This is a genomic window from Bradyrhizobium genosp. SA-4 str. CB756, assembly GCF_000473125.1.
GTDB classification, from domain to species: domain Bacteria; phylum Pseudomonadota; class Alphaproteobacteria; order Rhizobiales; family Xanthobacteraceae; genus Bradyrhizobium; species Bradyrhizobium arachidis.
Genome location: NZ_KI421499.1, coordinates 6,580,716 through 6,597,668, shown reverse-complemented (window position 1 = coordinate 6,597,668; position 16,953 = coordinate 6,580,716). Strand labels below are relative to the sequence as shown.

Sequence of the window (16,953 nt, the reverse complement as noted above, 5' to 3'; positions counted from 1 at the left end):
CGTTGGCCGTCCAGACACCGAATGGGTTCAATCTCGATCGTTCAGGCAGGCGAATCGTCATCGACCCGCTGACGCGGATCGAAGGCCACCTGCGTGTCGAAGCCAATCTCGATTCGGACAATGTGATCCGCAATGCGGTCTCAAGCGGAACGATGTGGCGTGGCATCGAAGTCATCCTGCGCGGACGCGATCCGCGCGACGCCTGGGCGTTCACCGAGCGGATTTGCGGGGTCTGCACCGGCACCCATGCGCTCACCTCCGTGCGCGCGGTTGAAAATGCGCTAGGAATTGCGATTCCGGAGAATGCCAATTCAATCCGCAACATCATGCAGCTGTGCCTGCTCGTGCATGATCACCTCGTACATTTCTATCACCTGCACGCGTTGGATTGGGTCGACGTGGTCTCCGCGCTCAAGGCCGATCCCAAGTCCACCTCGGCGCTCGCGCAGTCTATCTCGCCCTGGCCGCTGTCGTCCCCTGGCTACTTTAGGGATTTGCAGATCCGGCTCACCAAATTTTTCGGATCAGGGCAGCTCGGTCCGTTCAAGAATGGCTATTGGGGGCATCCGGCCTACAAGCTGCCACCGGAAGCGAACTTGATGGCTGTAGCGCATTATCTGGAAGCGCTGGACTTCCAGAAGGAGATCGTCAAGATCCAAGCCATCTATGGTGGCAAGAACCCGCATCCGAACTGGCTGGTCGGCGGCGTGCCCTGCGCGATCAACATCGACGGAACTGGTGCGGTGGGTGCAATCAATATGGAGCGACTGAACATCGTCTCCTCGATCATCGACCGTTCGATCGAGTTTGTCGAGCAGGTCTACCTGCCCGACATTGTCGCGATCTGCTCGTTCTATAAGGACTGGCTCCATGGCGGCGGACTTTCGAGCAAGAGCGTGATGTCCTACGGCGATATCCCCGAAAACGCAAATGACTCTTCCTGTTTCAAGCTGCCGCGCGGGGTCATTCTTGGTGGCAATCTCAAGGAGATCTTGCCGATCGACCATGGTGATCCCGAGCAGATCCAGGAATTCGTCGCGCATTCATGGTATAGGTACCCCAGCGATCGTTGTGGACTGCATCCCTGGGACGGTATCACCGAGCCGTGTTTTGAACTTGGGCCAAAACTCAAAGGCAGCAAGACAGATATCAAGGAACTCGACGAAGGCAGCAAGTATTCCTGGATCAAAGCGCCGCGCTGGCGCGGCCACGCCGTGGAGGTCGGGCCGTTGGCGCGATACATCATCGGTTATGCCCAAGGCAAAGCCGAGTTCAAGGAGCCGGCCGAGAGACTACTCAAGGGGCTCAATCTTCCCCTGACTGCGCTGTTCTCGACGCTTGGCCGTACTGCGGCGCGGGCGCTCGAATGCCAGTGGGCGGCGCATCAGATGCGTTATTTCCAGGATAAGTTGGTAATCCACATCAAGGCAGGCAATACGGCAACTGCCGATGTCAGCAAGTGGAAGCCGGAAAGCTGGCACAAGGAGGCTAAGGGTTACGGGTTCAGTGAGGCCCCACGCGGCGCGCTTGGGCATTGGATCAAGATCAAGGGCGCCAAGATCGACAATTATCAATGTGTCGTGCCGACGACGTGGAACGGATCTCCTCGCGATCCCAAGGGCAATATTGGCGCTTTTGAAGCCGCCCTGATCGGTACCCCGATGGTCGATCCGCAGCGGCCCTTGGAGATCTTGCGCACGATCCATTCCTTTGATCCGTGCTTGGCTTGTTCGACTCACGTGATGAGTCCTGACGGCCAGGAAATGGCGTCAGTGAATGTTCGTTAACGACATGCTGGACAGAGCTCGGAAGCTCATTACCGCCGTCGATGCGGAACCCACTGAACGCAGCATCGGCGCTACCATCGCTGACGCGCCGGTGCGACTGTGGCATTGCGTTAATGCTGCGGCCATTCTGATGCTGAGTTTAAGCGGCTATGTCATTGGAACCGGGACACCGGCAATGTCGGGAGAGGCAAGCGGCAATTTCCTGTTCGGCTATATCCGCTTTGCTCATCTCTCGGCGGGATATGTGCTCAGTATCGGCTTTCTTCTGCGGATCTACTGGGCGTTAGTCGGAAACGCGTATGCCATGCAGATCTTTTGGGTGCCGCTCTGGCGCAAGTGCTTTTGGCGCGAAGTGTACCACGAGATTCGCTGGTATGCGTTCCTGACAGTTGAGCCCGGGAGGCGCGTCGGGCACAACCGTCTTGCTCAGCTCGCGATGTTCTTCATGTTTACGCAGACAATTACGTTCATGGTCATCACAGGCTTTGCACTTTATGGGCAAGGTGCTGGCACTGACAGTTGGCAGTACACGCTATTCGGCTGGGTATTTTCAATTTGGCCGAACAGTCAGGACGTCCATACCTGGCATCATCTCGGCCTGTGGGTGATCGTGACCTTTGCGCTGGTCCACATCTACGCGGCCGTCCGGGAAGACTAATGTCGCGCCGCAGCATCGCTTCTGTGATATCGGGTGAGTGTGGGTTTCGCGATTGACTGGAATGCGGATGCAACCGGAAAACAAGAAAAGGATCCTGGTGCTCGGCATCGGAAATATCCTGTGGGCCGATGAGGGATTCGGCGTGCGGGCGGTCGAGGAGTTTCACCGGCACTACGTGATCGATGACAACGTAACGGTCCTCGATGGCGGCACACAGGGGCTCTACCTCGTCAGTTTTCTGGAGCAGGCCGATTGCCTGATCGTGTTCGATGCCGTCGACTATGGATTGCTGCCCGGGCAGTTGAAGCTGGTGCGAGATGACGAAGTGCCAAAATTTACCGCCGTCAAGAAGGTGAGCCTACATCAGACCGGCTTTCAGGAGGTCTTGAGTGCGGCCGACCTGCTTGGCCGTCGCCCGCGAGAGCTCGCTCTCATCGGCTGTCAGCCGATGAACCTGGAGCATTGGGGCGGTCCGCTGACCGCCCCGGTACGCCTCCAGATTGCGCCTGCGATTAAACTGGCTTGCAAACTCCTGGCGCAGTGGGGCTCGCCGGCAAAGCCGCGGACCGCGCCGCTGCCTGCATCAGAACGGCTGTTGGCAAACAATATCGACCATGCAAACTATGAGATGGGGGCGCAGCCGATCTAGCGGCCCGCGACTGACCATGTGCCTTGGCCTGCCAATGACGATTGTCGAGACCGACGGCATCGTGGCGCTCTGCAAGTATGGCAATGAACAGCGGCGCGTATCGGTCATGCTGCTCTCCGACGCCTCGGCCGGCGCCAAGGTGCTCGTTCATATCGATACCGCGGTGCGGCTTTTGGATGAAAATGAAGCAAGGCTGATCTCGGAAGCACTTGAAGGACTTGAGGCCACCCTCAACGGCCAGGACTGCGATCGCTTCTTTGCGGACTTGATCGGTCATGAGCCGCAATTGCCCGAGCACCTACGCTAGCAGTTCCGCTCGCCAGTTGCGCCGATCAAGCTTGCTCACAAATCGAATTCCAGTCGCACGTAACCTCGGCATGGAAAATGTCAGGCGCTTCTGATTGGCACGCGCCTTGCTATTACCCTCCTAGCAGAACCGAACAGTATCAGAAAGGCGTGTGATGAAGTTGCAGCCGGCGCAGCATGGTCTGGCGCGGCCCGCTCCGTCCGACGCCGAGCGCGTCAGCGTCGATGCGTGCCTGGTCGCGCATGCTCTCGTGAAAGCGGCCGTGATGCCGCTGCCGGCGGCTGATCCCACATATTTGCTCCGCATCATCCAGGTCGCATTCTTACTTTCTGAGATGGTCAAGACGTTTCGGCGGCGCAGGCAAGGGGCAGTGCGTGTGCGCGCCGTAGGTGGCGAACTGGTTGAGTGGCTCGACCCGCGAGGCCCGTCGACGCCGATCCTCACCCGACGGCACGATACACTCCGCCTGATTGGTAGGAGACCGGTCCGTTTCGTCGCGATCGATCGCATTTCGGTACCGAGGGTTCGGCCACACGCCGGCAGCGCTTATGTCGGCAAGTGCATTGCCTCACGATGCAGCCAACGGAACATCGCATGATGAAAACAGCGATCCGCGTTATGTCCGACGTCGCCGACGGGGCGGCGAATGACCTTGCCACCCGCTCTGGAAGTCTCGATGTATTCTACAGGGGGTTAACGAGTACGAGTGCGCTCGCCAAGCGCGCTTGGCGCGACGGTGACGAGCTTGCAAAGACCTATCCGAATGCCACCGCGCTATTATCAAATGCCGCCGCTGCCGTTGGCAGACAGAAGAGCGGCGCTCGGACACAACTGTACGGACTCGCGAATCTCAGCGATCCCGAGCGCAAGCTGATAGGCGAAGTGCTTGGAGCCGGTGAGGTCGCTGGGGTGGTTGCGCTGCCAGATGGCTCTTTGGCGCAAATCCGTGAGTCCGTGCTTGCAGGAATTTGGCGCGTGCGCATCGGAAGCGAGCCGCCGCGCGAATATCTTGAGGTCGGAGCGATCCCGCAGATTGTCCGGCGCGCCGCAACTGACCTGACGTCCGCCGACCTTGCGATCGGCCCCGCGCCCGACGGCGCGATGAACGTGCAACCGGTGCTCGCCGAAATACGCGAGCGGGCCCGCGTCTGGCGCTTTGGAATGCGCGCGCATGTCATCAATCTCACCTTGCTGCCGATGAGCGTTATCGACCGGGCATTCCTGCAGCAAAGCCTGGGGAATGGTCCGGTCCAACTCATCTTCCGCGGCTACAGCACATGCCGAGTGCAGGCGACCGGGATCAGGAACGTCTGGTCGGTCCAGTTCTTCAATTCTACGGACAATATCATCCTTGATACGTTGGAGGTCGGCTGCGTGCCGATGCTAGCGTTGGCTGCCGACGAGGATTTGCAGGACTCTGCCGAACGCATGCAGGAAATTATTGAGGCGTACTTCACATGAAAAGCTTGGAGGAGGTTCGCCTTCTGGAGGGATCCCATGGACGGAGCGGGCGCGGCGACCGCCGGCATACCTCGCCCAGGATGTTGGTGGAGCGGTGCGCATGAGCCTCGCTGCCGGCAACAAAATCGATGTCACCGTATCGCTAGCTGCCGACGTAGTCGCCGCGATCGAGATCCTTCCGCGAGTCAGGCCGCCGCTGGCACGGCTGTTCGCTGGCAAGCAAGTCTCGTCGCTGCTCAGGGTGCTGCCGCGGCTGTTCGCATTGTGTGCCGCTGCACAGCAAGCTGCACTGCTGTCCGCGGTCGAGACGGCGCGGGACGAAGTGATCACTCGTACAACAAAACAGCGTCGTATTACGCTTATCGTTATCGAGCGCATCGCGGATTTGCTACGGGCCCTGTTTGTCGGACATCTTACGCAAGACATCGCCAGTGCGGCGGCAATTCGCTCCCTGATGTGGGCAATGTCAGCGCTTCTCGGCAGCGCACACTCACCCCGGCACTCCGCTCAATGCGAAGCAACAGCGCGGATCGTGGCTGCGCTGAACGCGCTCGGCATGACGAATGAGGGGGGCGCGATGAGGTCCGGTAGCCCATTGGCGCTTCGCATTGCAGCGCTTGATGAGATCGACCCTAAGCGAATTCCGGCGGAGCACTCGTTCCTGTCCGTTGCTGACGACCTCAACATCGTTACGCGGCTGCTCGTGGATGGCGCGAGGTTTTGCTATTGTCCGGATCTTGACGGAAACGTGCCCGAGACGGGTCCATGGGCGCGCCAAATGACGCGTGATCGACTCTCGCCCAGCCCTTCCGGTGCGGCCGAGCGGCTGAGGGCCAGAATTGCTGAAACGCTCCGGTTATGTGCCTGGCTCAAGGCCGGTGCTCAGATTGACTCGGCAGAGCACGGGATTATCGAAAGATACAAGTTAGGCCCCGCCCGTGCGGCGGCCGCGGTCGAATGCGCCAGGGGGCGTCTCTACCACGCGGTTGAGCTCGATCCTCAAGGCCGGATATCCCGCTTCGAATTCCTTGCGCCGACGGAGTGGAACTTCCACCCGTGCGGACCGCTTGTCCGCAGCCTGCAGGGAGCGGTGCTGATGGCTGGACGACGTCGGGATGCAGTCGATGCGGTGATCGCCTCGCTCGATCCATGCGTCGGGTTCACCCTCAATTTTCGCGAAGTTGGCGATGCATGAAATGGCGATTTGTCTCGGCATCATTCAAATCGTCGAGGAGGAGGTACGTCGGCGATCGTTCTCGCAGGTGCGGAGCGTCTGTCTAGAGATCGGAGCGCTGACCCATGCCGCGCCTGAAGCGCTCAGGTTCTGCTTTGCTGTCGTTGCAACGAGGACGGCCGCCGAGGGGGCAGTCCTTAATATCGTCGAACTGCCAGGCGTTGCCTGGTGCATGAGCTGTTCGAAGAGCGTCGAGATTGCGCGACGCGGTGAATGCTGTCCTTGCTGCGGCAGCTATCAGTTGCAGGTAACCGCGGGCGAACAAATGCGCGTGAAAGAGCTGGAGATCGATTGATGTGTACCGTTTGCGGCTGCACCGAAGGGACGCCGTCGACCAAGCGCGCCAAGGCGCATGATGCGGAGCGCCATGAGGGATACGATGCCCATATGCAGGGCGATTGCGATCGCCATTGTGCCCGTCCGCATGACGACCAAGGGCCGCAGCGTTCGAACCATGCTGGCGATAGTCATAGTCGCAATCCTCGCTCTGCCCATCACCAGGCTTATGGTGGCCAGGCGCTTCTGAGCGGTGCCGGGCAGGCTGGCTTGAAGGTCGCGGGTATGAGCAGAGAGCGGGTCATTCAGATCGAGCGCGATATTCTTAGCAAGAATAATGGGATTGCGGCGCACAACCGCGCATTCTTTCTCGCCAATGACCTGCTTGTATTTAATCTTTTATCCAGTCCCGGTGCAGGTAAAACGACGCTACTCGTCCGCGCGGCGTCTGAGCTCAAGCGCAGCCGGCCGGTTGGGGTTATCGAGGGCGACCAGCACACCTCGAACGACGCCGAACGCATTCGGGCCGCCGGCGTGCCATCCATTCAAGTTAACACCGGCAAGGGTTGCCATCTCGACGCTGCAATGATTGGCGAGGCTTATCGCCAGTTGCCACTGCTCACGGGTGGTATTCTCTTCATCGAGAACGTCGGTAATCTGATTTGTCCCGCAGCATTCGATCTTGGCGAGGCCTGCAAGATCGTGCTGCTATCCATTACCGAAGGTGAAGACAAACCGCTCAAATATCCTGATATGTTTGCAGCTTCGTCGCTCATGGTGATCAACAAGATTGATCTGGCCCCGCTGCTTGAGTTCGATTTCGGCAAGACGATCGAATACGCCAGACGAGTCAATCCAAACATCGAGGTGCTTTTAGTTTCGGCTCGTACAGGCGAGGGGCTTGGCGCGCTCTACGCCTGGATCGATAGACGGGCATGGTATCAAAGGCGCGCCGTAGAGGACATAAGGCGATGAGCGCCGCAACCACCTGCGACCGAACGCGACTGCGCGTGCGCGTGGCTGGGGCCGTGCAAGGGGTCGGCTTTCGTCCTTACGTCTATAGACTCGCCGTGCGCTACGGATTGGCTGGGTTTGTCATCAATGGCCCCGAGGGTGTTACGATCGAGGTCGAGGGCAACCGTGCGTCGGACTTTGTAGCAACGTTGCCGCTCGAGGCACCTCCATTGGCACGCATCGACCACATCTGCGTTCGGGAGACGGCGGCGCTCGAGGCGAAAGAATTTTCGATCGGCACGAGCGAAGCCGGCAAATTGTCAACTCAGATCGTCGCTGATGCTGCTGCCTGCCAGCAATGCCTCAGCGAGCTGTTCGATCCAGAAAGTCGGCATTACCTTTACCCCTTCGTCAGTTGCTGCCATTGCGGCCCACGGCACACCATCGCCGAACGGCTTCCGTACGACCGCCGCAACACCGTGATGCGGGCTTTTAGGCTATGCGCTGCCTGCGCGGCCGAATATGCCGATCCGGCGAGCCGCAGGTTCCATGCGGAGGCGATCGCGTGTCCGACATGCGGGCCTCGGCTCAGCCATGGGATCAGCGCCATTGCCGCGGCAATCGCGGGGGGACAAATCGTGGCGATCAAGGGGCTCGGAGGATACCAGCTTCTTTGCGACGCGCGTAACCAGGATGCCGTGCAGCGTTTGCGCAGGAGAAAGCAGCGCCTTCAGAAGCCGTTCGCGGTTATGGTCGATTCCATAGAGCGCGTCAGCGACATCGCGGAGGCGAATGCGCCCGAGCTTGCGCTGCTCGAATCCGTAGCACGCCCCATCGTCCTTCTGTGTTCGCGCAACAATTTGGCGCCCGCCATAGCTCCTGGCTTATCTCGCGTGGGTGTCATGCTGCCTGTAGCGCCGCTGCATCACCTCATCCTTCATGCGCTTCGCTCGGCAGGGGCATGTGCGCGGACCAGCCCGATCATCGTCGCCACCAGCGCCAACCTTTGCGGCGAACCGCTCCTGATCGACAACGCGCAGGCGCTGCGGCGGCTCAAGGGGATCTCCGACCTTATCGTGACCCATGATCGCGATATAGTGACACGTGCTGATGACTCCGTGGTCTCGGTGGTGGCTGGCCGGCCGCGATTCATTCGTCGTGCCCGTGGCTATGTTCCCGAACCGATCAGGCTTGCGAAGTCGGTGCCGTCCGTGCTCGCCGTCGGCGGCGCACTGAAATCGACCGTCACCATCACGCGGGACAACCAAGCGTTCGTCTCCCAGCATATTGGCGATCTGGATACGGCCGAAGGCATCCGCGCGTTCGAGGAGACGATCCGACACCTTACATCGAGCCTTGATGTAGAGCCTGTCGCCATGGCCCATGATCTGCATCCTGATATGGCTTCTACCCGGTTTGCGGAAGCCAATGGCCGCGCGCTGGTCGCTGTCCAGCATCACCACGCACACGCTGCCGCAGTGATCGCCGAGCACGGTCATGCGGGACCTGCGCTTGCCCTGGTGCTGGATGGCCATGGCCTTGGCTCCGAGGGCGGTAACTGGGGTGGCGAGCTATTGTTGTGCGAAGGGGCGGGGTGCCAACGCATCGGGCACTTGGCGCCCCTGCAAATGCCCGGTGGAGATCGTGCAGCCCGCGAGCCGTGGCGGATGGCCAGCGCAGTATTACACGGACTCGGTCGGGGTAACGAAATCGGGCTGCGCTTTGCGGCACAACGGCAGGCTGGATGTGTGTCGGCGTTGCTCGAACAGCCGGGCGGGGCCACCACGACCAGTGCGGGCCGATTGTTCGACGCCGCAGCGGCGCTGCTGGGGATTGCGAGTTTGCAGAGCTATGAGGGCGAAGCGGCGATGAAGCTCGAGGCGCTGGTGCGGCGGACTGCGATTCTCGAAGCCGGCTGGACGATCGATGGTGGCGTGCTGTCGCTTCGCCCGCTATTTGCGCGGTTGATTGCAGATGACATTGACGCGGTGGGCGGAGCCGGCCTGTTTCATGGCACTTTCGCCGCCGCCTGCGTTGACTGGGTCGCGCGGTCTGCGCGGACAACTGGCGTTAACACGGTCGTTCTGAGCGGTGGCTGCTTCCTGAACGCGGCGCTGGCGGATGAAATCCCGCGCGGTTGCAGCGCTGCCGGCCTTATCCCGCTCATGCCACGGCGGGTGCCGCCCAATGATGGCGGTTTGAGCCTTGGCCAGGCCTGGATTGCCGCTCTGCAGATAGCTCAACAGTCGTCCGCCAGGGGAGGATCAGCCTGACTATGTGTCTTTCGGTTCCGGCAAAGATTGCAAAAATTCTTCCCAACGACATGGCCATAGTGTCCATCGACGGCATCAGCCTAGAGATATCGATTGCTCTCGTCGACGAGCTCGAGGTCGGTGATTGCGTCCTTGTCCATGTGGGCTATGCGTTGGCCAAGATCGATCCGGTGGAAGCCGAGCGCACGCTGGAGCTGCTGCAGGAGCTGGGCAGCGCAGGGGAACGCCCATCATGAAATTTGCCGACGAATTTCGCAACAAGGCCATCGCTCAAGGAATTGCGCGTGCGATTGGCGCCGAGGTTAGTTCGCAAAGGGCCTATCGGTTTATGGAGTTCTGCGGCGGGCACACTCATGCGATCTCCCGTTATGGCCTGGAGGATCTGCTGCCCGCGAACGTCCGCATGATCCACGGGCCCGGTTGTCCGGTCTGCGTTCTGCCCGCCAGTCGAATCGATATGGCGATCCGGCTTGTCGACCGACCAGAGGTCACTCTGTGCGTGTACGGCGACCTGATGCGTGCGCCTGGGTCTCAAGGACACTCCCTGTTGCGAGCTAAAGCGCTCGGCGCCGACATTAGGATGGTCTACTCGACGCTCGATGCTATCAGGCTCGCCGAACAGGCACCGAGCCGCGAGGTGGTCTTCTTTGCCATCGGATTTGAGACTACGACGCCGCCGACGGCGGTGATGATCCGAATTGCCGAGAAGAAGCGGCTGAAGGGCCTCAGCGTGTTCTGCAACCACGTGCTTACACCCTCTGCGATGCACAGCATTCTCGAGAACCCCAAAATCCGCGACACCGGCGGGGTTCCAATTGACGGCTTCATCGGGCCTGCACATGTCAGCACCATTATTGGTACGCAGCCTTACGAGCCCCTGGCAGAACAATTTGGCAAGCCGATCGTGATCGCGGGATTTGAGCCGCTCGATGTGTTGCAGGCTATCCTGATGCTGGTGCGGCAGGTGAACGAAGATCGCAACGAGGTGGAGAACCAGTACAGTCGCGTGGTGACGCGTGAAGGCAATCGGCGTGCCAAAGACGAGGTATCGCAGATATTCGAACTCCGTGCGCAGTTTGAATGGCGTGGGCTCGGACTCGTACCCAACAGCGGACTGAAGCTGAAACCGGCTTACGCGCAATTCGACGCTGAGACGCGTTTTGCGATCCACGACCTGCGTGTCGCGGACAATCCAGCCTGCGAGTGCTGCGCGATTCTGCGTGGCGCCAAGCGGCCAGTCGATTGTAAGCTGTTTGGAACCGTCTGCACGCCGGAAACTCCCATAGGGTCCTGCATGGTGTCGTCGGAAGGCGCTTGCGCGGCGTATTGGACCTATGGCCGAGTTCGCGATGAACCGGTGAGGCGGACGTCATGAGCGTAAAGGGCTATCAGCGCAAGCTCGACCTCGAGAACGGACGCGTTGATCTTTCCCACGGATCCGGGGGCCGTGCCATGGCACAGCTGATCTCTGGCCTTTTTCACCAAGCCTTTGGTAATGAATGGCTCGCCCGCTGCAATGATCAGTCGGCGTTTGAGGTTGCGGCGGGCAGAATGGTGATGACGACCGACGGCTATGTGGTCTCGCCGCTGTTCTTTCCCGGCGGCAATATCGGGTCACTGGCTGTGCACGGCACCATCAATGACGTCGCGATGTCCGGCGCGCGTCCCCTCTATCTGTCGGCCAGCTTTATCATCGAGGAAGGCTTCCCGTTTTCTGATCTGAAGGTGATCGCGGATTCGATGGGCTCGGCAGCGCGCAGTGCCGGCGTTCACATCATTACCGGAGACACGAAGGTTGTTGAGCGCGGCAAGGCGGATGGTCTGTTCATCTCTACAACCGGGATCGGGATTGTGGCCGATGGGCTCGATCTCTCCGCCGACAAGGCACGGGTGGGGGACCGTGTGCTGGTGTCCGGTAGCCTCGGCGATCATGGGGTGACGATCATGTCAAAACGTCAGAACCTCGCTCTTCAGACCGAGGTCGGCTCGGATTCCGCAGCCTTGCATGATCTCGTGGCGGTCATGGTTGCCGCCGGCGGTAGCGGCATCCGGGTGATGCGCGACCCCACGCGGGGTGGGCTTGCCGCGACCCTCAACGAGATTGCGCATCAATCCGAGCTCGGGTTCCGTCTGCACGAAGCATCCATTCCGGTGAAGCCGGCGGTTGCGGCTACCTGCGAACTCCTTGGACTGGATCCCATCCATGTCGCCAATGAAGGCAAGCTCGTTGCCATCGTCGCACCTGATTTGGCTGACGCCGTGCTTGCAGCCATGAAGGCACACCCGCTCGGGTCCGATGCAGCTGATATTGGCGAAGCGGTGGCTGACAATCGGAAATTTGTCCAGATGGCGACCGGTTTCGGCGGTCGACGAATTGTCGACTGGTTGTGGGGCGAACAATTGCCTCGGATCTGTTGACACGCTGCGCATCGTCCAGCTTTTGGAAACCAGGTTTATGAGCAATGGTCGTGAGCCATCACCCATCAGCTCTGGAAACCATCCCTTCTATGGGCAATCTGCCCACCGCCAAACTGCGAGTTTGCTCTTTGGGCGTGCTGAATATCGGTTGTTAGTTTTTCCACGAGCCGAGAACGCAATTCGAAACGATTCATGGCCATCGCGCAGTTTCGACGGTTGCGCAGCGCATGGTCACACGATCCGCTCGGCACCCGTGGGTTTGAAATCCTGCGAACCTTGTCAAATATCGTTGAATTTCTGCGCCGTTTTGACGGCAGCGTCGCAGCATCGCCGCTCGCTTCCGATTAGAAAGGCGCTTCAGGCAGGAGTTTTCAAATGAAGGTCGGAGTCCCCAAGGAAATCAAGGTGCACGAATATCGCGTGGGCCTTACCCCGGGAGCTGTCCGCGAATACGTGGCAGCGGGCCACCGCGTGATGATCGAGACCAATGCCGGCGCTGGCATTGGTGCGACCGATGACGATTATCGCATTGTTGGAGGAACGATTCTAACTTCCGCAGCTGAGGTATTCGCATCGAGCGAGATGATCGTAAAGGTTAAGGAACCTCAGCCGTCCGAGTGGTGTCAGCTGCGGGAAAATCAGATCCTGTTCACTTATCTGCATCTGGCCCCCGACCCGGATCAGGCCAAGGGCCTGCTGAAATCCGGATGCACTGCGATCGCCTACGAGACCGTAACTGATCCGCATGGTGGTCTTCCGCTGCTGGCGCCGATGAGCGAGGTCGCGGGTAGGCTTGCGATCGAAGCGGCGGGCAGCGCCCTGAAGCGGAGTGCAGGCGGACGAGGGCTGTTGATCGGTGGAGTGCCTGGTGTTCAGCCTGCCCGAATCGTGGTGATCGGAGGTGGCGTCGTTGGTACGCACGCGGCACGCATGGCGGTTGGTCTGGGCGCAGAGGTCACCATCATCGACCGTTCGATACTCCGGCTCCGCGAGTTGGACGAGCTATTCGAAGGACGCGCTCGCACCAGGTTTTCGACTATCGACTCTGTGGAGGAAGAGGTATTTGCGGCGGATGTGGTGATTGGTGCGGTGCTCGTTCCAGGTGCGAGCGCGCCGAAGCTGGTCCGCCGGAGCATGCTGAGCTCGATGCGCAAGAGGGCGGTGCTCGTGGACGTCGCTATCGATCAGGGCGGCTGCTTTGAGACATCGCACCCAACCACTCACGCTGATCCTACTTACGAAGTGGATGGCATCATTCATTATTGCGTGGCCAATATGCCCGGGGCCGTGCCGCTGACCTCGAGCCAGGCACTGAACAACGCGACGCTGCCGTTTGGTTTGGCTCTGGCCAACAAGGGCTTTACCGCCGTGCTCGAAAATCCGCATTTGCGCGCAGGTCTCAACGTCCATCGGGGCCGGCTAACTTACGAAGCGGCGGCCGAAAGCCTCGGGCTGCCCTTCTCACCGATCGAACAGGCTGCGGCCTGATCCCAGAGGCCCTTATGGGCATTTCCTCCCTGACTTAGGCCACCCTCCTCCGGGGTGGCTTCTTTTTTCGGCTCCCATCGATCTGCTACCGGCGCCGGCATGCATTTCGAACGTGGAGCGAAGCGAAGGATCGCCAGACGAGCGCCTCGCTTTAGCCCCCCACGATGCGAGACAATGTACTTTCGCCCATATAGCGCATATGAATGCCGGTTTTGCCAGGTAAGCCGAGCCAATTGAACATGCGTCCACGGGGGCCCGCGATCACCGGCGACTTTGTCTGGCTTGATCGCCGCCAATCGGACCGGCTGTGGAGACGCCAACCGGGCCGGTGATGACTGCGCGGGTTATTTACCGTGGTGCTGTCGCCGGCGCCGCCGCTGTACCGGTGAGTGGAACCATCAAGAGGCGGCTCGGGGGCGACCCGACGCACCGGCGGAGAACTTTTTGAAGTGGCGCGGCGCATCCATCATCGCCGCGGCGCGGGGGCCTTAGCAAGGATCGCAGATCGTTCCCTGAGCTTGGCGAACGCGGTTCACCTGATCGCTGACTGCCGTGAGATGGACCATGCGCAAACCACGGCATCGAGCTCAAGCTACTGTCATGCGCGTTGTAGGATTTGCGACACCGTGTCGAGGCGGCGACTTGCGTTATCAAAAATAGCTCAGACAAAATCGAGTTAATCTGTTTGGCACAAGACTTGAAAGCAAGAAACTGTCCGCAAACTTCGCTCATGGAATCGCAGTGATGGCCTACAAGATAATCGCATCCCAGTGCACCGTGTGCGGTGCATGTGAGTTCGAATGTCCCAATGCCGCGATCAGCCTGAAGAACGATATATATGTGATCAATCCGACCCAGTGTACCCAATGTGAGGGGCACTTTGACGCGCCGCAATGCGCCGTCGTTTGCCCGGTGCCAGATACCTGTGTGCCGGCATAGGTGGAGTAGTCGATGAGGGGAGCTTCTGCGCAAAACATGATGAAGACGCTATCGACAGCGGCCGTCCGTCGGATTCGTCTTCTGTTTCTTTCACTCGCTGGCCCCGAGTTGCCGGCGACTTGCGCGATCCGCTTGGATCGATTGCGGCGGAGTCCCCGCCGGCGGAAGTTTTCGTTGCCCCAGTGGAGCGGGCAATGGTAGCTTTACAAGAGACAGTCGAGCGCGTGAAGCGCATCGGCGACCAGTATCGATATGGGTTTGAGACCCTGATCGAGTCCGAGAAGGCCCCGAAGGGGCTGTCGGAAGAGATCGTAAAATTCATCTCGCAGAAGAAGAATGAGCCCGCGTGGATGCTCCAGTGGCGGCTGGAGGCCTATCGGCGCTGGCTGACCATGACCGAGCCGACCTGGGCGCGTGTCGAGTATCCCAAGATCGACTTCCAGGACATCTACTATTACGCGGCGCCGAAGCCGAAGAAGACGGTGACCTCGCTCGACGAGATCGATCCGGAAATTCTCAAAACCTACGACAAGCTCGGCATCCCGCTGCGCGAGGTCGCGGCGCTCGAGGGCGTTGAGCCGCCACCCGGCGGCGAGCAGACGCCGAACCGCAAGATCGCGGTCGACGCGGTGTTCGATTCGGTCTCGGTTGCGACCACGTTCAAAGCGGAGCTGAAGAAGGCCGGCGTGATCTTCATGCCGATCTCGGAGGCGATCCGCGAGCACCCTGAGCTGGTGCAGAAATATCTGGGATCGGTGGTTCCGACCTCGGACAATTTCTATGCGACGCTGAACTCGGCGGTGTTCTCCGACGGCTCGTTCGTCTACGTGCCGCCGGGCGTGCGCTGCCCGATGGAGCTGTCGACCTATTTCCGCATCAACGAGCGCAACACCGGCCAGTTCGAGCGCACGCTGATCATCGCGGACAAGGGCTCCTACGTCTCCTATCTCGAGGGCTGTACCGCGCCGCAGCGCGACGAGAATCAGCTGCATGCGGCGGTGGTAGAGCTCGTCGCGCTCGATGACGCCGAGATCAAATATTCGACGGTGCAGAACTGGTATCCGGGCAATTCGGAAGGCAAGGGCGGCATCTACAACTTCGTCACCAAGCGTGGCGACTGCCGCGGTGATCGTTCCAAGATCTCCTGGACCCAGGTCGAAACCGGCTCGGCGATCACCTGGAAGTACCCGAGCTGCATCCTGCGTGGCGATAATTCGAGCGGCGAGTTCTACTCGATCGCGATCTCGAACGGCTTCCAGCAGGTCGATTCGGGCACCAAGATGATCCATCTCGGCAAGAACACGTCGAGCCGCATCATCTCCAAGGGCATCGCAGCGGGCAAGTCGCAGAACACCTATCGCGGTCTTGTCACCGCGCACCGGAAAGCGACCGGCGCGCGCAACTTCACCGCTTGCGATTCGCTGCTGATCGGCGACAAATGCGGCGCGCACACTGTGCCGTACATCGAGTCCAAGAACTCATCCGCGACATTCGAGCACGAGGCGACGACCTCGAAAATCTCCGAGGACGTGCTGTTCTACTGCATCCAGCGCGGCCTTTCGCAGGAAGAGGCCGTCGGCCTCGTCGTCAACGGCTTCGTCAAGCAAGTTCTGCAAAAGCTGCCGATGGAATTCGCAGTGGAAGCACAGAAGCTAATCTCGATCTCGCTCGACGGATCTGTCGGATAACCCAACCTCCCGCGAGCCGCTTCGAATGCGGCTCGCCAGATGACATTTCAGGGATCAGATTAGAATGGCGCTACTCGAAATCCGAGATTTGCATGTTGGTGTCGAAGACCGCGAAGTTATTTGCGGCCTCGATCTTAACGTCCATGCGGGTGAGGTGCACGCGATCATGGGACCGAACGGCTCCGGCAAATCGACCCTGTCGCACGTCATTGCCGGCAAACCCGGCTACGAAGTCATCGACGGCCAGATCCTGTTCAAGGGCGAGGACCTTCTCGAGATGGACCCGGACGAACGCGCCGCCGCGGGCGTGTTCCTGGCATTCCAGTATCCGGTCGAGATCGCTGGCGTGACCACCATGAACTTTCTGCGGGCGGCACTGAACGCCCAGCGAAAGGCGCGGGACCAGCAGGAATTCTCCACCCCCGAATTTCTGAAAAGAGTCCGCAAGGTGGCCGGTTCACTCAACATTCGCCAGGACATGCTCAAGCGTGGCGTTAATGTCGGATTCTCCGGCGGCGAGAAGAAGCGCAACGAAATTTTGCAGATGGCATTGTTCGAGCCGAGTCTGTGCATCCTTGACGAGATCGATTCCGGCCTCGACATCGACGCGCTGCGTATCGTCGCCAATGGCATCAACGGCTTGCGTTCGCCCGAACGAGCCATGATCGTGATCACGCACTATCGGCGGCTTCTCGACCATGTCGTGCCGGACGTTGTGCACGTGATGTCTAAAGGGCGGATCGTGAAGAGCGGCGACAAGGAACTCGCGCTGGAGCTCGAAGCCTGTGGTTACGGCCAATTCGAGGACGCGGCCTGACGGC

General features: G+C 60.0%; 17 protein-coding genes and 1 pseudogene. All 18 read left to right on the top strand.

All coding sequences use genetic code 11. The features are described 5' to 3' along the window. Nucleotides 1–2: 2 nt before the first annotated feature. The 18 genes and pseudogenes from BRAGE_RS0131670 to sufC all read left to right on the top strand — a co-directional run bounded on the left by BRAGE_RS0131670 (nt 3) and on the right by sufC (nt 16,949). Nucleotides 3–1,787 (top strand): nickel-dependent hydrogenase large subunit, encoded by a 1,785-nt coding sequence (locus tag BRAGE_RS0131670; protein WP_027557841.1) that lies wholly within the window; start codon nt 3–5, stop codon nt 1,785–1,787. A gap of 4 nt (nt 1,788–1,791) precedes the next feature. Continuing rightward, nucleotides 1,792–2,501: pseudogene (gene cybH / locus BRAGE_RS50440) on the top strand (Ni/Fe-hydrogenase, b-type cytochrome subunit). Nucleotides 2,502–2,512: 11 nt separating this feature from the next. Next, complete coding sequence (locus BRAGE_RS0131660) at nt 2,513–3,094, top strand: HyaD/HybD family hydrogenase maturation endopeptidase (RefSeq protein ID WP_027557842.1); 582 nt, start codon at nt 2,513–2,515, stop codon at nt 3,092–3,094. Nucleotides 3,095–3,110: 16 nt separating this feature from the next. Continuing rightward, complete coding sequence (locus BRAGE_RS0131655; RefSeq protein WP_027557843.1) at nt 3,111–3,401, top strand: HypC/HybG/HupF family hydrogenase formation chaperone; 291 nt, start codon at nt 3,111–3,113, stop codon at nt 3,399–3,401. Nucleotides 3,402–3,555: 154 nt separating this feature from the next. Further along, on the top strand, nt 3,556–3,999 hold the full coding sequence (locus BRAGE_RS52215; protein WP_035730314.1) for a hypothetical protein: 444 nt from the start codon (nt 3,556–3,558) through the stop codon (nt 3,997–3,999). Next, on the top strand, nt 3,999–4,862 hold the full coding sequence (locus BRAGE_RS53585) for a hydrogenase expression/formation protein (protein ID WP_084334173.1): 864 nt from the start codon (nt 3,999–4,001) through the stop codon (nt 4,860–4,862). The genes BRAGE_RS52215 and BRAGE_RS53585 overlap by 1 nt, the downstream gene beginning before the upstream one ends. A gap of 100 nt (nt 4,863–4,962) precedes the next feature. After that, a complete protein-coding gene (locus tag BRAGE_RS0131640; protein WP_027557845.1) occupies nt 4,963–6,057 on the top strand; it encodes a hypothetical protein in 1,095 nt (364 codons plus the stop codon). Further along, entirely contained in the window at nt 6,050–6,391 is a 342-nt protein-coding gene (gene hypA, locus BRAGE_RS0131635; RefSeq protein ID WP_027557846.1) for a hydrogenase maturation nickel metallochaperone HypA, read from the top strand. The genes BRAGE_RS0131640 and hypA overlap by 8 nt, the downstream gene beginning before the upstream one ends. Beyond that, nucleotides 6,391–7,347: a hydrogenase nickel incorporation protein HypB gene (hypB, locus tag BRAGE_RS0131630; protein ID WP_027557847.1), complete on the top strand. Its 957-nt coding sequence runs from the start codon at nt 6,391–6,393 to the stop codon at nt 7,345–7,347. The genes hypA and hypB overlap by 1 nt, the downstream gene beginning before the upstream one ends. After that, nucleotides 7,344–9,599, top strand: a complete 2,256-nt coding sequence (gene hypF / locus BRAGE_RS0131625) for a carbamoyltransferase HypF (protein WP_027557848.1) — start codon at nt 7,344–7,346, stop codon at nt 9,597–9,599. The genes hypB and hypF overlap by 4 nt, the downstream gene beginning before the upstream one ends. A 2-nt stretch (nt 9,600–9,601) precedes the next feature. Further along, nucleotides 9,602–9,835 (top strand): HypC/HybG/HupF family hydrogenase formation chaperone, encoded by a 234-nt coding sequence (locus BRAGE_RS0131620; RefSeq protein WP_027557849.1) that lies wholly within the window; start codon nt 9,602–9,604, stop codon nt 9,833–9,835. Next, nucleotides 9,832–10,974 (top strand): hydrogenase formation protein HypD, encoded by a 1,143-nt coding sequence (gene hypD, locus BRAGE_RS0131615; protein WP_027557850.1) that lies wholly within the window; start codon nt 9,832–9,834, stop codon nt 10,972–10,974. Before BRAGE_RS0131620 ends, hypD begins: the two co-directional genes overlap by 4 nt. Continuing rightward, complete coding sequence (gene hypE / locus BRAGE_RS0131610) at nt 10,971–12,017, top strand: hydrogenase expression/formation protein HypE (RefSeq protein WP_027557851.1); 1,047 nt, start codon at nt 10,971–10,973, stop codon at nt 12,015–12,017. Before hypD ends, hypE begins: the two co-directional genes overlap by 4 nt. A 192-nt stretch (nt 12,018–12,209) precedes the next feature. Beyond that, entirely contained in the window at nt 12,210–12,365 is a 156-nt protein-coding gene (locus BRAGE_RS55175; RefSeq protein ID WP_156950889.1) for a hypothetical protein, read from the top strand. A 27-nt stretch (nt 12,366–12,392) separates the two neighbouring features. Then, entirely contained in the window at nt 12,393–13,505 is a 1,113-nt protein-coding gene (gene ald, locus BRAGE_RS0131605; RefSeq protein ID WP_027557852.1) for an alanine dehydrogenase, read from the top strand. 744 nt (nt 13,506–14,249) lie between these two features. Beyond that, the gene (locus BRAGE_RS50430) at nt 14,250–14,444 is read left to right on the top strand and encodes a 4Fe-4S binding protein (RefSeq protein WP_035730311.1); all 195 of its coding nucleotides are present in this window, start codon (nt 14,250–14,252) and stop codon (nt 14,442–14,444) included. Between the two features lie 194 nt (nt 14,445–14,638). After that, nucleotides 14,639–16,132, top strand: coding sequence for a Fe-S cluster assembly protein SufB (sufB, locus tag BRAGE_RS0131600; RefSeq protein ID WP_028146454.1), 1,494 nt, complete (start codon nt 14,639–14,641; stop codon nt 16,130–16,132). A gap of 64 nt (nt 16,133–16,196) precedes the next feature. Continuing rightward, nucleotides 16,197–16,949, top strand: coding sequence for a Fe-S cluster assembly ATPase SufC (gene sufC, locus BRAGE_RS0131595; RefSeq protein WP_027563318.1), 753 nt, complete (start codon nt 16,197–16,199; stop codon nt 16,947–16,949). Nucleotides 16,950–16,953: the final 4 nt, after the last annotated feature.

Bases quoted from the DNA above. Each gene is read 5' to 3' on its own strand.
- sufB (WP_028146454.1), top strand. From the start codon at position 14,639: ATGGTAGCTTTACAAGAGACAGTCGAGCGCGTGAAGCGCATCGGCGAC.
- BRAGE_RS0131660 (WP_027557842.1), top strand. From the start codon at position 2,513: ATGCAACCGGAAAACAAGAAAAGGATCCTGGTGCTCGGCATCGGAAAT.
- BRAGE_RS50430 (WP_035730311.1), top strand. From the start codon at position 14,250: ATGGCCTACAAGATAATCGCATCCCAGTGCACCGTGTGCGGTGCATGT.
- BRAGE_RS55175 (WP_156950889.1), top strand. From the start codon at position 12,210: ATGGCCATCGCGCAGTTTCGACGGTTGCGCAGCGCATGGTCACACGAT.
- hypF (WP_027557848.1), top strand. From the start codon at position 7,344: ATGAGCGCCGCAACCACCTGCGACCGAACGCGACTGCGCGTGCGCGTG.
- BRAGE_RS0131655 (WP_027557843.1), top strand. From the start codon at position 3,111: ATGTGCCTTGGCCTGCCAATGACGATTGTCGAGACCGACGGCATCGTG.
- hypD (WP_027557850.1), top strand. From the start codon at position 9,832: ATGAAATTTGCCGACGAATTTCGCAACAAGGCCATCGCTCAAGGAATT.
- hypE (WP_027557851.1), top strand. From the start codon at position 10,971: ATGAGCGTAAAGGGCTATCAGCGCAAGCTCGACCTCGAGAACGGACGC.
- hypA (WP_027557846.1), top strand. From the start codon at position 6,050: ATGCATGAAATGGCGATTTGTCTCGGCATCATTCAAATCGTCGAGGAG.
- BRAGE_RS52215 (WP_035730314.1), top strand. From the start codon at position 3,556: ATGAAGTTGCAGCCGGCGCAGCATGGTCTGGCGCGGCCCGCTCCGTCC.
- BRAGE_RS0131620 (WP_027557849.1), top strand. From the start codon at position 9,602: ATGTGTCTTTCGGTTCCGGCAAAGATTGCAAAAATTCTTCCCAACGAC.
- BRAGE_RS53585 (WP_084334173.1), top strand. From the start codon at position 3,999: ATGAAAACAGCGATCCGCGTTATGTCCGACGTCGCCGACGGGGCGGCG.
- sufC (WP_027563318.1), top strand. From the start codon at position 16,197: ATGGCGCTACTCGAAATCCGAGATTTGCATGTTGGTGTCGAAGACCGC.
- hypB (WP_027557847.1), top strand. From the start codon at position 6,391: ATGTGTACCGTTTGCGGCTGCACCGAAGGGACGCCGTCGACCAAGCGC.
- ald (WP_027557852.1), top strand. From the start codon at position 12,393: ATGAAGGTCGGAGTCCCCAAGGAAATCAAGGTGCACGAATATCGCGTG.
- BRAGE_RS0131640 (WP_027557845.1), top strand. From the start codon at position 4,963: ATGAGCCTCGCTGCCGGCAACAAAATCGATGTCACCGTATCGCTAGCT.